Here is a 21,353-nt window from a genome sequence, read left to right as displayed (position 1 = left end):
GTGTGGTGAACGACCGCGCCCCCGCTGTGCTCCCCGGTCAGCTGGACAACCCCTGGCTGGTGTTCGCCGACGACCCCCGCGGGGGCGACGATGTCAGCGCCGTTCGCCCGCGACGCGACGGACAGCCGAATACACAGCAGACCGCATCGCATACCGGCGAGCCGGACCGCGTCGTGCCACTCGTCACCGCGGATTGGCCGGTCACCGACCAACTTTGGGCCACTCAGCAAATCGAGGCGGTGGGCGTGTTCGCGTCCGCGCTCGCCGACAAGGCCGGTGTCCACAGGTCGGCTGCGCGTCGACCGGTTTCGAGGTTCACCGGACAGGCGATGGCGGACGGCCGCCGCGTATTCCACATCCCGATGGGCTCGGTCCGCACCATCGAGGTCGAGATGCGCTCCGACCGGACGATATCGATCGCGATGATGCTGCGGGACACCGATTACGACGCCAACCACGATCACGTGATCGAGTTCGACAATCTCCTGCGCGCACTCACCGGGAGCAGGGGGCCCATACCGGGAGTGCAGGACCTTACCGCGCTGATCCAGCATATCGAGCGGGAGCAGCTGCAAATGCGCGCCGATGGTGTGGGCTACTCACCGGAGATGCCGAGCGACGCGTCGGTCACGCTGCAGCTCGCGCCGGCCCGGTTCGGTACCGAGATCCGGGCCGTCGTGGAAGCTTCCGGCGTACGCGGGGAATTCGAGGTCGGTTACGGCGACACCCCATACCCCACCCGGGGAGTCACCATTCCGGTGCGGACCGGCACCAGCCTCTATCCGATCTCTGATCATGTGCGCGCCGCGTTGCGGGACGCGGACGAATCCTGGGCAGGCCCGGACCGTCCGGCGGATGCGGCGGCCACCTGGTTGGCAGAGGTCGTCGGTACACACGACGGCCGCGTGACGCGATCGATGTCGGTGGCGGTCACTTCATCGGGCTGGCCGGGTGCCCGCACCGCCGTGGTGACGGCCACCGATGCGGTAACCGGCCGGACTCATGCGTTGACGATCCGGGAGAAGTTCGCCGCGGCCGCGGCCGTGGCAGCGGAGGCGTTCCCGGATTCGGCGGATGCCACGATCCGGCCCGGCGATCGGCGAGCCGGCACCCCGAGCACCCACACCGACCTCGCATCGATCACGAACGCGGTGTCCCAGCTGCCGCGGCGAGGCTGGGTCTCGGTAATCGAGAACGGCCCCGACGGGCAGCTCGAATACGAATTGCACCAGGGCGACTTCTCCTTCACCGGCGCGCTTTTCGGCGCCCACATCGTTCGGATGGACCCGCGGACCGGAACGATCGCCCCCTACTCGGCCGACGAATCCGGGCGGTCCGTCGCGTTCCACACAACGTCGTTCGATTCGGCCGGAGAACCACTCGAGCCGACCACGGAGTACCTGCGCCAGCTGGAACGGCGGCGCGCGGAATTGGCGTCGCGGTTGGGCCTTTCCCTGCCCGACAACGGTTCCCGCGCGGCTTGGCGCCGACTCGTCCACAGCCGGCGCGGCCACGTCGAGTCGGAACTGGCGAGCCTGGGCGTATCGGTTGCCCAGTTGCGGGACGACGAACCGAACACCCGTTCGGCGCTGGCGGAACCGCTGTTGCGCGAACGTGGGCAACTGCGCGCCCAACTCGAAGATCTCGCCGAACTGGATTCGGTCGTCCTGCGTTACGATCGGGCGCTCAATCGGTGGCTCATTCCCCGGGCACACGAGATCTTCGAGCGTGAACTCGCCGTGCGCGATGGCCGGATCTGCGCGCCCGGTGTGGTGCATTTCCCTGGACAGCAACCGGAGATCTGGGTCGCGGCCCCCGAAGGCGGGCATATTCGCGCGCTCGAAGCCGCTGTGCGACAGGACCCATCGCTGGCTCCCGCGCTGTGGCAGGGCTGGCGCGTCCGCTACCTGCAGTTGGCGGAGGAGCCGACGGGCACCACGCTGGCGGAGCTGGAGCGCGCGGAGATCGAGCGGGAGTATCGGGCCGCGTTCCAGCGAGAGTTGCACCGGCGACTGCTTCGCGCCTACCTGGCCCTGCGGAGCCGTGGCGCGGCCTCCGCGGCGCCGAAATCCGCGGTACCGACACTCACAGCCTGGCTGGCTCCGCTGGATATCACGTTGACGACCGTCGATGCGAATACCCGGCGGCTACTGCCCGAGCCGGTTCGGATTGCCGTAGACCTCATGCGGGAAGGGATTTCCGGCTGGGAGGACAGTGCGACCCACGGTGCGTCGACACGACAACTCGTCTCGGTCGACGCGGGCCCGTTGGGGAATGTCCCCGTGCCCATCGAATACCGCGAGGGGATCACTTTCAAGAGCGGGTGGACGGTCGCGGCGCCGGACGGAACCGCCGACATCGCCGACCTCATGGCCGAGGCGTTCAGCGGGGCGTATCTCGAGGCGACCACCCTCTTGCGTTCCACTTCTGGGTTCTTCCGCAGTGAGTCGGCGCTGCGGAGGGAAATCGCCAAGCGACTGAGCGATCCCGACCGTGCGGGCGCGCGGCTCATCTCGGAAGGGACACGCGCCACACCGGCCGTCTCGGCGGTGCCGGTCATGACAGACCTTCCCGACGCGGCGGTCGTGGCGCGCCTGCCGGAGCTACCCACCGTCGAGGAACTCGAGCGGTATCGAGCCAAACAGGCCACGGCAATCCTGTGGCCGTACTTCGAGCCGTGGGAAATCGTCGCGGTGCAAGGGCTGGTATCCGACGATCGACCGCACATCGATTCGCCGGATCAGCTGAGGTCGTGGCGGGAACGTCTCGTGGCCACGGCGGCCATGTGGCCGACAGCGGGATTGGAAGATACCTATCGCCGCACGGTCGACCGTATCGACCAGCTCATCGCTACGCGGCGACCGGCGGTTCCGGCGCGTCGGCAGCCCGCCCGCGGCGCCATGCCACCCACCCGCGCCGAGATCGCCGGCGCGCTGGACATCGCACCGCGCAGAGCCGACGCGGATCCGGCGATCGGGGCGGTCCCCGGCGGCGTGAATCCTTGGACCGTCACACGATTCAACCCCGGTCAACCAGACGACCCGGCGCAGCGCAACAACCAGGCCGGCAGGACCCCCTGGCAGTCGGGCTCCAAGGGTGGCGATTCGTCGGGCGAGGGCGGGTCGCGGTCGGCGGCTCCCGAACAGACCGGCCCGCCCACCACCTCGGCGGCCGATTCCCCCACGGCCACAACGGAAGACCAATCGTTCACCGCACGGATCGGTGAGCTCGGCACCCTGTATCGACGGGTCACCGAACTCAAGGTCCGACTGTACGAGGCGACCCAAGAGCTGGCGACGGAACGCATGCGGGCCGAAGACACGCTGTTGCGCGAGCTGGGTCTTCCCGTACCGCAACGCCGGGCACCGGAGGCGTGGAGCCCGGCTCGCTGCGACCGGGAACTGGCGACCCTGCGCGCCCGCGCGCAATCGGCGCGAGAAACGCTGGCCGAGCAGTTGGGGATCGCCCCGGACCAGTTGGATCAGCTGACCATGCCACCGGCGCACCTACGCGTGCTGGGTACGCTCGCCCGCGAATGGGCGCAGGTCCGGCAGGCGGAGGACGAGATTCGCCGGCTGTCCGAACCGCTCGAGCGCTATCGGCACGCCGTCCGCGACAAGCAACGGCTGTCGGACGAGCTGCACACGGCCGCCGCCCGGTCCTATCTCGAACAGCGGCTCGAGGAGAGAAGGCGGCTGGACAACACCACCGGCTACATCAGCGGCCAGGTCTTGGTCCTGGACCGCGACGGGGCCCGCCCCAGGTTGGAGATCGCCGCCTTCGAGGGTCGCCACGCGGCGGCACTGCGCGAATTCGTCGACCAGAACCCTCGGTTCCGCGATGTCTACGCCCGGCGATTCACAGTCGATTTCGTCGAGCTGATCCCGAACCCGGACGGCACGATCCGCACCTTGTGGACGGCAACGAATCCGAACGATGCTCACGATCCCGCGCTGCGACTCGGATGGTTGTCGGAAGAGACGGTGGTAGCCGCGTTCGTGGAGTCGTACATGCGCTACTCCGACCTGGACACGCTCGAGGGGGCCGACTTCCCGGGCTGGCTCGCCGCCCTGGGGACAGACGCCTTCAGCCAACCGGACGCTTTCTACCATCCCCGAGGCGGGGTGGGCGGCTTCCTTTCGGACAATATCGTCGATATCGGTCATCGCATCACCGAACGCGAACGCGGCTGGTTCAACCAGCCCACCGAGGCGATGCTCGAGTCGCTCCTGGAAGAGCCGGGCCCCTTCAGCGCACCGGAGGTCGCCCGCACCCTCGCCACACAGGAGCGCACAGCGGCCGACGCCCGGTATCCCCGACAGCCCGGCCGCGTCGCGGCGACCTCGGTGCGCGAGATCATCGTCGGGGGAATGGCCATCCCGGTGCCGATGGCACGCGTCAACCGGCGCTACGTCATCGCGGAACCGAACGACAGGTACGGCAACACCGAGGCCGAGAACGTCGTCGCGCATTGGTTCGCGCACGCCAGCGCGATGACGGCGAAGGGCCTGTGCGACAAGGTCGCCAAGGCGTTGGCAGCGGGATCGACCGAGTTCGCCTACCGCGGCCCCGACGTGCGGGAGCTCGCACCGCGACCGGCCGTCGCCGCGGAGACCGCCGCGCATGAGATCGCCGACGCGCAAGGCATTCTCACCGCGGGTCGGACCGCCGGCACCGCGCAGGGCCGGACCGTCACAATTCCGTTGGCCACGGGCGTCACCCTGGTGCTGGATACCCGGGGCCGGGCACCGGCGATCGTCATCGCGGAACCTCATGACCACCACCACCTCGACCGGGCGCTCCCCGGATTGCGTGCCGAAGCCGAGGCCGCGGATATCGAGATACGAACCTCGCGGCGTGCCACCCGGCCGGCCCGAGGCGCCATGCCCCCCACTCGCAACGAGATCGCCGACGCCCTGGACATCGCACCACGCCGCGTCGAGGCCGACCCGGCGGTCGGGGCGATCCCCGGCGGGGTAACCCCCTGGACCGTCACACGATTCAATCCCGGCCAGCCCGACGACTCCCAGCACCCCGCTGCCGCGGCCCGTCCGCAACGTCCCACGGACACCATCGCACCGCCGATTCGCCGAGCATTGGACAAGGCGCGGGGCCGGGTCGCGGAGGTGACCGCCGAGGCGCTCGCGAAACTGCGACAGCTGGGCATCGACACCACCCCTCTGCATACGAAGTCCGTCGAGGTGATCGATCCGCTGATCGCGCACATCGACGACTGGCGAGCGCAGCGACTGATGGCCGTCCTGCGCAGGCTAGTCGCCGACGACACCGCCGCCGACGTCCTCAACGAGAATGAACTGCTGGCCGAAGCCGTTCACCATTACGAACGACTGAAGCCCATGATCGTCGATGCGCATCGATATCTGACGGCAGTCCGAACCGCGTTGTCCGTCCTTGCCGCGCGCGACATTATCGCGGCCGAGGGGTTGGAACCGGCCGCCGAGGGTGTGGGCGTGGGCCCGGATCGGATATTGGTCGTCTCACCGCTGCCGGGCCCGCAACGCTGGCTGGTTCCGAAGCAACTTCGAAACTGGGCAGCTCACAACCAGATTCCGATCCACTATCGGCACGTGTCGCTCGCGGTCGACGGCACCGTGATCGACGAGCCGGCGTCGCCGCAGAATCCAACATTCGCCGACGAAAACGGCGATATCTACTATCTGAACGATGAGCCTCGCTTCTGGATGACTGATCTCGTCGACGACCGTCCCTTTTCCGAGAAGCTCACCGAGGCGGTCGCCTCCGGCACGCGCTCCAGAAGGCTCCTCAAAGGTGATCGCGGCGATCGGACAATGTCGGAGTCCGTACACCTCATCGTCTTCAAAAACAAATTCATGGCGATCGACAAAATCGTCCGGACCGCGAATCAAGCCGCTGCCGAGGACTTGGCACCGATCATCTATGAAAGCGTCGGCGCGGATCCGGCGGCTACCGCGCTTGCTATCGACATTCCTGGAACCGAGAAATGGGATCGGCGCCTGCATACGATTCTCGCAGAATTCGTGCCGGGTGTCGGCCGACACCGAACACCATATGTCGGACGCGACGACTGGCGCAGCTATAAATGGCTTCCCGCGTCGAAAAGCCAAGGCTTAGGCGACCTCCTGACGGCAGTGTGGGATCGCTACGAGGGCAAGAACCTGGCCGCCGAATGGGGTTTCCTGCTACGGTCATTCGATTTCAGTAACAGCCTGGAATTCGTTCCTCGGAATTTTCCGGGCGGCCTCGCCCAGAGATTCGCTGAGCGCGACGGGGATTATCTTCGTTACCGCAGGCACGATGTACCGCGTGCGGTACTCGAGGGTTACCGCAGAAATATCGTCGATCGTTTCGACCGCTTCAGACGCCTGAACAAGGAAAAAGCACATCGGTCCATCCTCAAAATTATGGATTCCGTGATCGCCCATTCGTCTCCGGATTCGAACACCGTTCCCGAACGCTTCGATCTGGATGTACTACTGGGGTGGCTTTTCAACGATCTCGTCGACCGACTCCGGCTGCCGATCAGAGAGGAACTGCCTACTGCCATTCATCGCCGGTCTGTGGTTACCCGGCTGCGACGAATGGCCGCCGAACTGTCCGATGAGGTCGCCACCGCCGATGCTTTGGCGATCCACCGCGTCGTGCAGCTGTATCGAGCCGATCTGATGCGAGGCGTGAGCGCCGACGATCTGACCAACACCAGCCACTTCGGTCCCGAACCCGGGGAATCCATAGCCGAGGTCTACCTGGACTTCTTGCACCAGCGTCTGTCCGATCTGACCGAGGGCACGCCGTATCCGGCAGTGACCACCGAATCGGATGCCGCATGGCAGGCACGGTTCGACCGCGAGATCGCCGCTACCGAACGCGAACGCAGACTGCAGGACTGCATCAATCAGGTGATCGAGGCCCTACGCGGGCTCGGTCTCGTCACCGACTCGCTCCAGCCCGGCCAAGACCAATGGAACCACCTGCAGAACGCCATCAAAACCCAGCTGGTGGAAACACAATTCGATCCCGAGGCCGCCGACCCTCTCGCGCACGTTGTCCACGCTGTCGAAAACAACATCGGCGGAGCCGACACCGCCGTCGTCCTCGTCGACCACGGTGAGGGTGACAGCCTGCACGCCTACCTCGTCACCAATGTCGCCGGGACCGCTGTCATCTTCGACACGAATATCGGCGGCATCGACGTCGACGGCCTCGGTCGAGTTCCTCGCGTTCGCACCAGCGACAAGTGGAGCCAGGCCCATCCCAATTTCGACAAGGCGTATGTCGCCTATATGAAGAATGACAACGGCTCGCTCACAGCCATTTTCGAGCACGATGAGAATCTGCCCACGCCCCGCTCCGGCGCCGTCACCGGACCGCCGCGCAACGACGCGACGTCACCCGACGAAGGTTCCGGCGAAGCGCACAGCGGCTCACAGACTCCCGCCGCACCGGCAGACCCGGCGCGCCCGACGACTGCCGATCCCGAGTCCGCGGAGCCGGTGGACCCGGCCGACGGCGATCAGGAATCCAGCGAGAGCGATTCGGGTGCAGATGATTCCGTGCCTGTCCCCGGGGAGGTGAGCAGCGAGGCTCGCGCACACCCCCCGCGATCGGTACTCGTCGGGCTGGCGGCTCGACTGTTCGAGGTCGTGGCCGCCGAACACCCCGGCGAAACCGTCGGATACGACACCGTTCTCGGCACAACGACCGACACGGCATGGATCGATGCCCACCACGCCGGCAGCCGAGTTCCGTTGGCCACCACGAACTTCCAGGATCTTCCGCGCGATGTCCTGTCCGAACATCTGCGTCTGGCGGAGATCGCGCTACCGATCGTCCTCGATGCCTTGGATACCGGAACGGATATCTCGACCGGCGAATTCCTCGAGGATCTGAGCCGCCGAATCCACAACGGGCGGCTCCAGCACCACTGGCGCATCGCCACCCCACAGCAGCGACTGCCGTTCGACGATCCCGGCTATCCCGAGGAACTCCGTGAGCAGAATCGGCGCCTGGCTCGAGCGGCACGTGATGCGGTCGTCGCGGCCGATGCGCTCGATCGGACCGTGGCCGATCCGTTCGAATCCTGCACGACGGGCGCCGAGGTCGCCGCGCAGCTGTGGCGCAGCCATGCCGTCCGCATGTTCGGGCTCGAATTGCCTGACGTGACAGTGGAAGTCGTTCGTGAGCTCGCTCGGTCCATACACCAATTGCTGACGAAATACCCACATGTCCAACTGCTCCAGGTCGGCTTCGGTCCTACCCCGGCGGGACGTCCGTTCGCCACCAGCGACCATGTTGCCGGAACCGATACGAGCTATCCCTACACGCGGTCGATCACATTGTCCGACTCCTTCGCAGCCGACCCGGAGTTCTTCGCTCCGACATGGGCCGCGATGATCAACAGCGGGCGCGCAGTGGGGTCCGTCGAGGAGCCGATCCTCGGGTTGACCCGACGTGAATTCGGCTACGCACTCGATAACGCGACGTGGCTGACCGCGACACGGGACGCCAAGTTGACGCTCGTCGACCACCACGAGAGCAGTCATCGAGGTCCGGGGCGATGGTCTCCGCGCGACGCTTACGCCTGGCATGCCGGCGAGTTCCGCGACTACGGACTCGATCGCGATGGAGAATTGGATGTAGCCGCCGCGCTGGCGGGAGCCTTCTCGGCCATGGAGCACGATCCGGTCACTGCATCAGTCGGGGAGCAGGTGCTGTACGACCTGTTGACCAAGACCGCCTCGCGGGCATCGACCCAGAAGTATCACGGCCGAAAGCGACTCACGGCCGCCTATCGCCCGGTGACACCGATCGAACAAAGCGCCAAGATGGCGCTGGTCGCCGCACTGCGGGCCGACCACGGCGTCGAACTCATCGGGATCGACAACCCCGGCATCACGGCGGAGGTCGCCGGTCAGCTCGTCGCGGCCATACGGCACATGCTCGCCCGGTTCCCGATCCTCGGAGGACTATCCAAGATCAAGATCGCGCCCGGCGACTCCGCCGAATTCGGCCATGCCTCCACCGACGACATCGAGCTCAACGAATTGTGGCTGGCCGCGCCGACGGTGATGTACGCCGATGCGGTGGTGCAGGCGGATACCAGACGACTACGCGTCGACCTCGGTCGCGCGTACTACTGCCTCGCCATTCATGAATTGGCGCATCGTCTGCGCAGCCTGCTGCCCATCGACGCCCCGAGCGCATATGAGGCGGTCACGAAATACTTCAAGGAAACCTACGGCACCGATGACATCGCAGAGTTGCGGGCATGGATGGCGGTGCAGTTCAGCTCCTACGGCATCCGCCGAAAGGACGGCGCTCTCGATACGAACGAGGCCGAGGCGGAATCGGTGGTGGCCGGCGAGGTCGACACTCTGACACCGACCGAGGGCGAGGCCGTCGTCCACAACCGGATCATCGAGCTGGCCGCCGCCGAGGCCGAACGGCGCGGACTGCTCCCGGCCGAAACGGCCATCGCGGGGGGTTCGGGCCGGCCCGCGGCGCCGGCCGAACAACAAGCCGCGATGGCACAACTCGAGGACGCCGCAACGGAATCGGCACGTCCGGCTCCGCGAACACCGTGGAGCAGCCGTGGGTCCGGACTTATCACCGAACCACCGAGCGACACCGAATCACCGGACGACAACGGTCACGAGTCATCTGATCAGAGCCCATCGCAGCCGACCGCGCACGCGGTAGGCGGCCGGTCGGAGCGGGCGGTGGCCCCGGCCGCACATGCGCCGCAGGAGACGCCGGCCACCGACTCGTCGTCCATCGCGCGCGGGAATGAGGATGCGCCGCCGGAAGAGTCCGCGGTGCGGACCATTGTGACGGTGGACCCGCGGGCGAATCTGGGCACCACGATCACCGCCGCCCGGGGAGTCGTGCACGAACTGACCGCTGACTGGCCCCTGGACACGGAAGAACAAGTCAAGCTCGCGGCGGAACGGACGGTGCGGGCGGCGGCCGCCGACTACGCGGATCGCACCGAACCATACGACCTGGTGATCGGAGTGAGCGGCGAACTCGGCTCCCGCATCATCGAATTCGCTGTGCGCGATGCCCGGACCGGGAGGTTGTCGCACGAGAACACCGTGTCCGAGGCGACGGTCGAACCGCGGCGGAGCGCCCTCGTCGCGGACGCGTTGGTTGCGGAACTGGTGATCGGCGCCGATGCGGACCCGGCCGAGATCACCGCGACGGCAATAGACCTGGTCATGGAGGCAAGTGAAGATGTCTGGCCGTCACAGCAATCCGACCAGCCGGCGATTCTCGCCGAGATCCTGGTCGGCAATATCGTCGGCCATCCGGGCGCCGCCGGGACGCTGGTGGTGAACACCGTCCGGGTCGGTGACCATGAAGTCCTCGGGCTACGCCTGCATGTGCGCAACCGCGATACCAGCGGTCTGGACGGGGCCTCGGCGCTGGGACTGCTCACCTTCTACGGCCATCGTTTCGAATTCGAGGTGACCGGACCGGATAGCTTCACCGCATCGGTGATCCTCGGCGACGACTCCGCAGAGGTCGCCGAATTGGTCGCGACCATCGCCGATCATGAAGTGGGGGGAAATGATTCGGTCGCCATCGACCCGGAACCGCGGGATCTGAGTGATGAGCTGGAGGCGGCGACACGAGCGGTCATCGGTCAGCTGGCCGCTGCCGCACGGGCGGACTCCACCGGCGATCTGGCATTGACCGCTACCGAAGTGGCGCCCGGCCTGATTCGACTCGAGGTCAGTGACCGTTCCCGTACTCCACAGCGACCACCTGCCGACGACGAAGATGCCGACGCGCACATCCACGAGCTACCGGCGCCGATGGACCTGCAGGTGGATCCCGGCAATCCGGAGGCGGTGCGATCGGAGATTCTCGACGCGATCGACCAGGTAGTTCCGTTCTGGCCGACTGCGGTGCGCGGCGCGGTGAACGCGACCGTGGCGGCCATCACCGACACCATGGCGGGTGAGCGGATTCGGGTGACTGTCGAGCCCGATGGTCCACGGCTGCGAGTCGCCATCGAGGCGGGTGGCGAGCACTATCGGGCCGGGGAGGAACTGCCGCCGGAGCTGCTGCGAGCATTGGAGTCCGGCGCCACGACCTGGCACGTCCACGACTCGGCCGGACACCGGTCCATCGTCGGCACCTTCGAACGTATCGACAACCGAGTGAGTGTCACCGCGCGGACCGGCACGGACCCGGTCGTCGAATCGCGCGAGCTGAACCTCGGCCCGATGCGGCGCGCGAGGTCCGAAGCAGGTCAGCTTGCCGAGAGCCTCATGCGCACACACGGCGGACCCCTGCCCGGCGCTGATACGTTGACCACGGTCACCGCTGTCGACGCGCTGATCCATGCGGCGGCCCCGGACGGCCACCACGCCATGACCATGTCGGCGACCGTGTCGCGGTCCGGCCTGCTGACTCTGACGGTGACCGAAGGTGAGGGCGCCGAGGCACGCACGGTCGCCCGGACGATTCTCCGTGTATCCGGTGTCCGTGCCAACCAGTGGACCGCCGCGGAGGGCCAAGGGGTCGACGCGGCGGTCTCGGCGGTAACCGACCGGGTGCGCAGCGAGATGACGCGCCACAATTGGACCGACTCCGACCACCTCGACGCCGCCGAACTAGCGATCACCCACACACTGCGGGCGCTGTGGACAGGCGAACGCCTCGACCAGTCGTGGCGGATGCACGTGACGGTGACAGGTGAGCCGGGCGCGAAAGTCGTTACCGTCACGGCGAATAGGCCGAATCAGAGAATCGACGACAATCCCGCGTTGATCGAACTCTTCCAGCGCTCGGTGCAACGGGATCCGGAGATTCTGGCGATCAGGGAGCTCGAGCGGGATCCGAGTTCCGACGCCGCCGCGGTGTTCTTCGGCGGCAACGAATGGCTGGCCGAGCTGTTCCGGCTGGCCGGAACCGATCCGGCGACCAACGCGAGCGACCTGTTCGGCGGCACCGCTCCGCATTCCCATGCCGAATGGCGCGTCGCCGTCGACGCGGGACGAAATCGGTGGCGCGTCGCCGACGCGATCAGTCTGCTTGTGCAGCAAGCGGTCCCGAAGGTCGGCGATTCACGCAGGAGAGCCCGGCGCCTACTCGACACACTGGTCGGCGAACTACTGCTGCGCCACAACCGTGAAGGCGCCATCTCGGCAACTATCGAAATGGGACCGGCGGGCCCGCAATGCCGGGTAGCGGTCGCCGATCGCCAACCCACCGCAGCGCACGATATCTCGCGGCTCCGGGACCTACTCGCCAACGAAGCGGTCAACCGAAACGGAATGGTCTCCCTCGGACGCTTCGGCACCGTCACCTGGGCCGCGTTCGATCTGCCCACAGATCCCGGCCGCACGCTCGACGGCATCGCCGCCGCACTCGACGGAACCGGCACTCCGACACCAGAAACCAAGCAACCAGTACGGCGCAGCACCGACGCGCTCGCCGCAATCGACGCCGTACTCGAAGAAGCCACGGCAGGATCCGCACAAACACCATGGACCACCGATCAACCCACGCAACAAGACAACACCGCTGAGGCCGAGCGACGCGACATGCCCCCGACCGAGCCGCCCATCGCGGAGCGGCCGGATTCCGAGGAACCGGCGGCTGTCACGGAACCCAGCACGGATACCGAAAACAGCCAGGTCTACCACCGACTCATGGCCCAACTCGGCAACCCACGAATCGCCCGAGACCTCACCGCCAGAGTCCACGCCCGCGCCGCCCGAGAACCACAACCTGCCGACACCACAGCCACCGCACAACGACTGCTCGACATCGCCGACGAAGTCCTGGCCGAACACCTGGCCGCCATGGCACAACTCGACGACGCCACTGGCAACCGAGTCGCGCCCAGACGACAACAACGCCTCACCCCCTTCCAACACGGCGGCCTGTTCTTCCACAACCTCCCCGACAACCAACAACCAGCCACCCCAGACGAACCCGCCGTACCCGAGCCCCAGCACACCCCAACACCTGCCGACAGTCCCACCGCGAGCACCCCGGATCAGGAAGATCTCGCGGCACAACGGCCGGCCGTCCACCCGCTGGGCGTCGCAGACCAGCCGTCCGGGCGGCCGCCGCTCGATCGGACGGCCGGCGAACTGTCGCCCGCCACTGGCGAAACGGTGCTCGAAGAAAACCCCACGGACACGACCAGTTCCGACCCCACCGCGAACGAAACTCCCAAGGACACGAGCAGTTCCGACCCCGCCCCCGCCGAGAACCAACCCCCCGCGCAGACGCAGCCCACCGATTCGCTGCTGCACCTGGTTCGCAACGACCTCGACATCGGCATCCGTCTCGGCGCCGGGCTCATCAACGATGTCGGTTCCGAACTCGCGCAAATGGTGCTGATGCTGTACCTCGCGGAACACAGCGGACCTGGAATGGCGGGCGCCGCCGGCTTTGCCACCCAGCTGACACCAATCGCCCTCGCCCTGCTCGCGGGCCATTTGACCGACCACACACAGCCGAAGAAGTTGCTGATGGCCAGCCAGGCGGGGGTGATAGCAGCAGACCTGGCGGCAGCGGCCGCCCTCGGATCCGGAACGGCGTACACCGCCCCCATACTCATCGGGACGACGCTCGCCGGATCAGCGGCCTCCTCGATCTACGGAAACGCCATCGGCAGCGCGGTCATCGGAATGGTCGGCAATGCGCAGTACGGGCTGACCCGTTTCAACCTCGTCAAATTCAACCTCGCCCGAGCTTTGGGGAGGGGGCTCGCGCCCGCGGTACTGAAAGCCGGGACCTGGCTGGCTCCCCTCATCAATGTCGGAACGAGCATTGTGGATCTGGCGGCACTGTCGAGGATGCCGGCCTTCCCGGCCGCGCCGAAACGGGATGCATCGAAGAGCGTCTGGGTCCACATGCGCGAGTCGATCGCCGAGGGCGCGAATACCATGAAGGACCTCCCGCTGCGGCGGGCTTTCATCACCAACCTGGCTATCGGCAATGTGTACTTGGGAGCCCAGACAGTAGCCCTTCCGTTGCTGATCGCCGACTCCGGCATTTCGGGGTGGCAGCAGGGAGCTGCGCTGTCGCTCAGCGCGATGGGCGGTGCGATCGGGAGTACGGCCGGGAGTCTGATACCGGAAAGATGGTGGGGGAAAGCAAGTCTCAATTCATTGCTCGCGACCAGATTGGCCGCGGGTGTGGCGGTGCCCGCGACGATCGCGGCGGCTTTCCCCAACCCCTGGGTCGTCTCGGCGGGCTTCGCCAGCACCTACGCGGTCCTCAGTGTGGCGCAAATGCCGCTCGTCACCTACATGAACAGGACGACCCCGGCGGCGGTGCGCGGCCGAATCAAGGCCCTCAGCGATATGACGACGAGAAGCGGACTCGCGCTGGGGCCGGTGCTCGCCGGCGGCGCACTGACGCTCTTGGGACACCAAACCACCGGCGAAATCATGGCCGCGACCTTCGGCACCGTCGCGGGCTGGTCGATCTACCGGATGTTCAAAGCCCGGAAACTGCTGGACTGCATCAACCAAACAGCCAAGGCAACCTGGGCCCTCGGCCTCGACAACGGAACCACACCGAAGAAATGGCAAAAGAGCCCCGAACACCTTCGCCGAGCCATCGCGACCCAACTCGTCACAATCGACTCCGACACCCAGGACCCCGTCGCCGCAACCATCGAGAAGGTACGAAACCTCGAGGACGGAGCCGACACCGCGGTCTTGCTGCTTGACGACGGCAAGAAAATGCACTCCCTCACCATCACCAACACCGACAACAAACCCGGCGGCAATATCGTCATCTTCGACACCAACATCACCAACCCGGACGACCCCCACACCGACCCCAGCGATCCCGACCGCATCCCCCGCGTCCGCACCCTCGAGACCTGGAAACAGACCTACCCCAACATCAAGGAAGCCTTCGTCGCCTACCTCACCACCGATGAAGACGACAACCTCACCAGCCTCCATCCACACGACCCGGAACAGCGGGCCCCACGCAAGGACGGCAAAGTCCTCGGCCCACTGCGGAATTCGGCGGAATCAGGACGGTACGACAATGAGGACGGCGACGGTCGGGCCGATGCGCAGCAGGATCCGGGAGCGCTGTCCGGGGAAGCACCCGCGGCACTCGACGTGGAGTGGGGACAGCCGCCGGCGACGAAGGACGAGGTCGACCGGGCGCGTGCGCGGGTGGCGGCGTTGCTCGGGATGGCCGACCCGGGAGGGGATCGACTGTGGGAGCCGCTGCTGTCGGCGGTCGGCGACATCCAGCTCGAGTTGTTCAACCTGGATGACGCGACTTGGCGCAGGGTGGTCAGCGCCGGGCAACCGGCGAAGCTGACGGGCTGGATCCGTGATCGGATAGCCGCCGATATGGCCGCGCACACGGATATCGCCGGGCGGCGGATTCTCGACGATGACTTGCACAGGCTCCTCGGTGCACCGGAAAGGCGGTGGGGGTTCGATGAATCGACCGATGATCCCCGTGATCCGTTGGCGCAGCTGCGACGTCTGAGCCGAGAAACAGCCGAATCATCGGGTATCGGGCGTCTCGTCGAAGCCATCGAGCGGTTTCAAGATCTGGGTTCCCGAGCCGAATTCGACGTGCGACGGTATCCCACTTCCGCGGATGTTGCGCGCGCGTTCGGGGCGAGACACCCCGGCAGAGGGTTGGAGATCAGTACCGGCCTGAAGATCGAACACGCACGAGAAGTCGCTCGACTATTCCATGATCTGCTGCGCCGGTTCCCCATCGGCCTGTCCACCGTCACAGCCGAGCCACTCGATAGCGGGGACCGTCCGACCGCTGTCGCAGAAGCGGAAACAACGGATTCCTACCTTGCCGCGAAATCGATCGCGCTGAGCATCAACGGCGACGCTTCGACGCAGGAGGTGCACAATGCCATTGTCAGCGCATTTGCCGATGCACTCTTGTTCACGGGTCAATGGCGGGCCGAGGCCCATGCCCTCGGCGAATTGCGGAAACACTATGGCACGGATGAGTCCGGGTTCGCGGCCTGGTTGCGGCAGCAGTTCGACGCGGAGAGCTTCCGCGAAGACGGCACGTTGGATACGCGTCATGCCCTGGTGACGTCGTTCGTGGCGGTTGAACGAGGTGCGCCGAACGTGACCGCCGGGCAGCGGGTCCTGCGCACACTGTTGCTGGATCGAGCTCGGGAGTTGGACCGGCGAAACAGATCCGAACTCCCCGGCCCGGCAACAGAAATTCAGGTCGAGCAGCTGCGGGCGAAACAGGCGATGCTCGAGGAACTCGAGCGCGACTTGGGCATCGAGGCCGAGGGTCTCGATATGGCGGACGTCGATGTGGAAACGGTCCGGGAGTTCATCGAGGAAATTCGATGGCACGCCGAGGAGTTCGGCCGGATGGGCTTACCGTTGGTGATCGGCGTCTTGCAATGGGATGACGACGGCACCATCGGCGCGACATACATGGAATCGGGCAAGCTATGGGTCACTCTGACGGAACGATATGCGATAAACAGAGACCTGCTCCGACACAAGGTCGCATCGCTTGTCGACAGCGGTCACCTGGTTGGGCCGCGCGACCAAGCGGTCCGTTGCGTCGTCGGCCACGAGTTGGGCCACGCACTCCAGGCGCGCGGCAGGCCGGACTATATGTGGAAGGTATTACAGAACGACGAGTGGAAGGCGCTCCTACCCGAGCTGGTACGGCTGTACGTCCGAACAACTCGTCCCGAGAACCTCGACCTCGATGATTTTCAGTCCTGGCTGTGGCGTGAACTCAGCGCCTACAGCTTTTTCGAGGACGGCCGACCCCACCCGGGCGAGGCCTTCGCCGAAGGGCGCAATGCTGTGCGCTGGCACGGACGCCAGGCAACCGACGCACAGAAGCTGATCAACGCGTATCTGGTGGCGGCGGCACAGTTCCCTGATTCGCCCGAAAGAGTACTGCGTGAGATGCGTCGGAAATTGGGTGAGCTGCCTACTGACGATGCCCCGGAGCGGGGTGCCCCGACTGCCGACGGACTACCACCCGACGCGGCCGCGGGCTTCGACTGGAATCTTGACACGGGCGACGAGGAGTGGGCTGCGCCCGCAACCAGTCTCGGCGACTGGTGGGACGACTTCACGTCGCCACCGGCCCAGCAGACCGAGTTCGACGAGTGGTGGGACAACTGGACACCGGCCCAGCCGACCGAATCCGACACCAGCGCGGATCCGCTGCTCGATCCGATCGGCGACGTGACACCGGGACAATCGCAACCAATTGTCGCGCAGGATGATCCGCATCAGCCAGCCGAAGATTCCAAGGCGCTGAGCGATACGGACGACGCGCGGAGCCACGTCGCGGCGCATAGTTCCGAGGACGGCGACGGTCGGGCCGATCCGCCGCGTGATCTGGGCGCGCTGTCCAAGGAAGCATACGAGGCACTCGACAAGCCGGGTGCCGAGTTGCGGGACCTCGGTTCGGCCGACGAGATCGCCGAGCAGCTGATGCGCGATGGACTCCCCGGTCGAACCGCAGTGGTGCTGGAGCTCATCGATGGTGTGGACCGCGCCAGGACGCTCGTCTACGACGGCCGCAGAGTCGTCGAGGTGCGCGATCCGAATACCGATGACGGCATGATCCACGAATTCGTGCCGGGGTCGATCGCTGTCGTGGCGCGGACACGGGCACTGGTGTATTCGCCGGTGGAGGCGGCGGACCGGGACGCGGCGGAGCAGGCGTTGGGCAGACTACTCGGCCGACACGACTCCGACAGATTCCCCGAGCACTTCCCCGACGGCGTGCCCGATCGGCCCACTCGCGCCGCGACAGCGCTGGACTTCGACCCGCCCCGCACCATTGATGGACCGTTGCGAGACAGCGATTGGTCGACCCTGGCGAAGCTGTATCCCAGGGAAGTGTCCGGCTCACGGGGAGCGCCGGCGTCGGCCCGCGCCCTGGCGAATGACGTATGGGGCGAACGCTACTTCCCGCGGGGCCCCGTGCCCGCGCCGGAAACACCGTCCGCGTATCTCGCGCGCCACGCCGATATCGCGATCGCCACCTACTCGAACACCTACCAGGCCGGCGAGTACGACGGCGTCCACGGGTGGGTGGATCTAGACGGTGTGCTCTTGTTCCAGATCGGGGCGGCGCACGGCACCCCTTCGGGCCAGCAGATGTTCCGAGACATGATGGCCGCCATCGGATCCGACGTGCGTGCGATCCGCGCTCCGTGGACGGTAGGCGACAGATTTTCCGACAACATCGACACCTTCAACGCCTGCCGACAGGATCTGCAGCTATCCCCGGAGGACGCGGCACGCCGGACATTCACCGGAAAGATGGCCGGTGACATGGGCTTCACCGAGGTGACCATCAACCATTTGATCGGCCCCGCCGGGGAACACCTCCTCGTCGATGTGACATTTTCGAAGCCATCGGCTCCTCCGGAGCCGAACCCTGCTCGTCATGCGCGACCCGCAAACCGCCGAAACGTCGACCTGAACGCCGCCCTCGATCTGCCTGCACCACGCCGACAGCGGCAGCCACGCGTCGGCGGACCTGGATTCGCCGGACTCCCGGATGGCGCGGTCGCGTTCCACCATGACGACGACAGCGGACAGGAGTGGGGCCAGACCACACCGGTATCAGCCCCCGCCGGCGCCGCGGAGACAACCCCGCGGACCGCCCAGCCCACACCCTGGCGCAAGATTTCGCAACCCACAACCGATCCGACGGACGCACCCGCGGATGCCGAACCGCCGCGGGATCCGAGCGCGCAGTCCAGGGGAGCACACAAGTCGACCGAGGAGCAGCGGCTCGTGCAGTGGCATCAGTCGCGACTGGCAGATCGGTCCGGGCTCCCCAAGCAGGGCCTCGCGGAGTACATCGAGATGCATTCCCTCGACGCGGCACAGGCGCAGCGGTGGCTGGACCGCGCGAGGCTCACCGCGAGCAGTAAGGCCATTCAGCAAGTGGGCCGGTTCCCTGGCTCGGAAGGCCGCGAGGTGACGGCGTGGCTGTCGAAGGCCCGGCGGTATCTCGGAGTGCCACCCGAGCAGATGGATGAATTGGTGGACGCGCCGCCGGGGACCTGGGATGCGGCCGAACAGGGCCGCGGGGGCTTGGACCTGAAACAGGTGCGGGCGTTGCTGCGCCGGGTTCCGGGCGCGCGCGGGATATATACCGAAGTCGCGCGATATTTCCCCGAGCTGCTGACCGAGGACGGCGCAGCCGCGTATCCGGAGGGCTATGAGCGTCTAGGTGACTATCTTCGCTTCCATCGCGAATCCGCGGGCTGGACGCAGGCGGCGCTGGCCGATCGGCTCGGCAAATCCGATTACGCCGTCAGGCTTTGGGAGAAGGGGGCGCCGCCGAAAAAGGCTGTCGACGCCGTAATCGAGGCGATTCCGCTTTCGCGCGGCGTGACATACGACGATCTCGCCGAGAACTATTCCCACCTGGCGAGAGAATCGCTCATATTCCCGAGTCTGCATTCTGCCGAGTCGCTCGGCGAGTATTTGCGTAGCTTTCGGCGCATGAACAATCTCACGATCGCCGACGCCGAGCGCGTCTTCGGATACTCCAAGCATACGATTCGGGAGCACGAGGAGGGAGTGCGCGCGACCACCTATGAGCTCGACATGCTGCAAGCCTACGATCGTGTACTGCATCGCGCCGGCGCATGGAACGACTTGGCCCGAGCATGGGGCTACAGCTATCGGATGGACCCGGCCGGCGAAACGGCCCCCGATCCGAACGACTTCGGATCCGAGCACGACTGGCTGAAAGCGATCCGGCTCTATCACAGAATGACTCAGCAGGAGTTCGGGTCACAGATCGGCAGAAGTAAGACGACGGTCAAGAAGATCGAGCAGCACGATACCAACCCCGACGTCACGTTATTGCTGACGCTCCGGGACTCGCTGGCAGTACCGACCGAAATTCTGGCCGCGGCACTGCGGCGCTTCTACCGCGACGACTTCATCAAGAATACTTCCGACGTCACCAGCGAGCTGTTGGTTTTCCCCAGTTTCGATATCGCTGACTCTTTCGGCACATACCTGCCGCACTTCCGGCGGGTGAACCACCTGTCAAAATTGGGCGCGGCACGTATGCTCGGACTCTCCGACCAGACAGTGGATCACCAGGAACGAGGAACGCGCGCACCGAGAACCGACCTCGCCATGTTGGAGACCTACCGTCATGTACTGCATCGAGCGGGTCCATGGAACGAACTCGCCGAGGCGTGGGGATACGACTATCGGATGGATCCCGCCGGGGAGACGATTCCTGATCCGGTCGTGTATGAATCTATCGGTGCTTGGGTCAAGGCATTACGACTTCATCGCGGGCTGAAACAATCTGAACTCGGCGCCCCGGCCGGCAGGGTTCAGCAATCGATCTCTTTCATCGAGCGCGGGATCGATAGGCCCGGTGTCGTTTTCCTCCGGGAGCTTCGAGACGCTCTGGATATTCCGAACGACACGCTGGTCGAGGCGTTGCGGCGCTTCTACCTACGCACGGATGCGACGTCGGGCGACGAGGCCGAGACACGCCTGTTCTGGAAGTTGATCGCAGCCCGGCCGGGGTCTGAGGAAGAGCGGATAATCAGGACGCAGATCGTTAAACCACACATGTGGATCGCACGCGCGCTGGCACGCCGCTGGTCCAACTTGTCCTACGAGCACCACGAGCTCGTCAACATTGCCAGTGCCGCGATACTGGTCGCGACGAACAACTTCGTTCCGCCAGGCGATTTCGGCGCCGCCGCTTGGTCATCTGCTCAGTTCGCCCTGCGCAAGACCTACTTCCAGCTCCGTTATCCGAACGTGGACAACCGAACACGAAATCTGCTCGTCAGCATCGATACATACCGCAACAGACGTTTCGACGAAACCGACGTGTTTCCCGATGATGCCGAGATCGCTCAGGCGCTGGACCTCCCGGTGGCCAAGGTTATCGAGATGCGGATATTGGCGACAATTCAGACCACAAGACTGGAACAGCCGATCGGCGGACCCCATGGACCCCGACGTGAGGTTGCGAATCCACCCGCCCCGGAGCCGATGAAGGTGCCGGCGGCAATGATGGCGAGAATTCGGGAAGCGCTCTCGGATCTCCCCGATTCGGAATTGGCGGAAGCCGTTGTCATGCTCCACATCATCGGCGACATGCCACTGGACACAGTGCGCCGCCTGCTGCACATCACACCGGAGACCGCCCAGGAGTTGACCGTGGCGGCCAATGAGCGGCTGCGCGCGGCATTCTCCGAACCAGAAGCTCAGAGCGCCGATACCGGCACGGAAGACGACCTCACCAACCTCCATCCGCACGACCCAGAACACCAGGCCCCACGCGAGGACGGCAAAGTCTCTGGCCCACCACGCAATTCACCGGGCAACTAA

At 65.8% G+C, this 21,353-nt stretch carries 1 protein-coding gene (running past one end of the window); it reads left to right on the top strand.

The window, feature by feature from the left end; all coding sequences use genetic code 11:
• A protein-coding gene (locus LKD76_RS04730; protein WP_227979721.1) for an MFS transporter crosses the window boundary here: on the top strand, positions 1-21,353 show its end. 42,124 nt of this gene lie to the left of the window's left edge; the window shows 21,353 of its 63,477 coding nt (coding positions 42,125-63,477); its start codon lies off the left edge, out of view; its stop codon occupies positions 21,351-21,353.

It is taken from the genome of Nocardia spumae, from assembly GCF_020733635.1.
GTDB classification, from domain to species: Bacteria; Actinomycetota; Actinomycetes; order Mycobacteriales; family Mycobacteriaceae; genus Nocardia; species Nocardia spumae.
The sequence above is the reverse complement of the archived record's forward strand: the minus strand, read 5'-3'. Positions and strand labels throughout refer to the sequence as shown.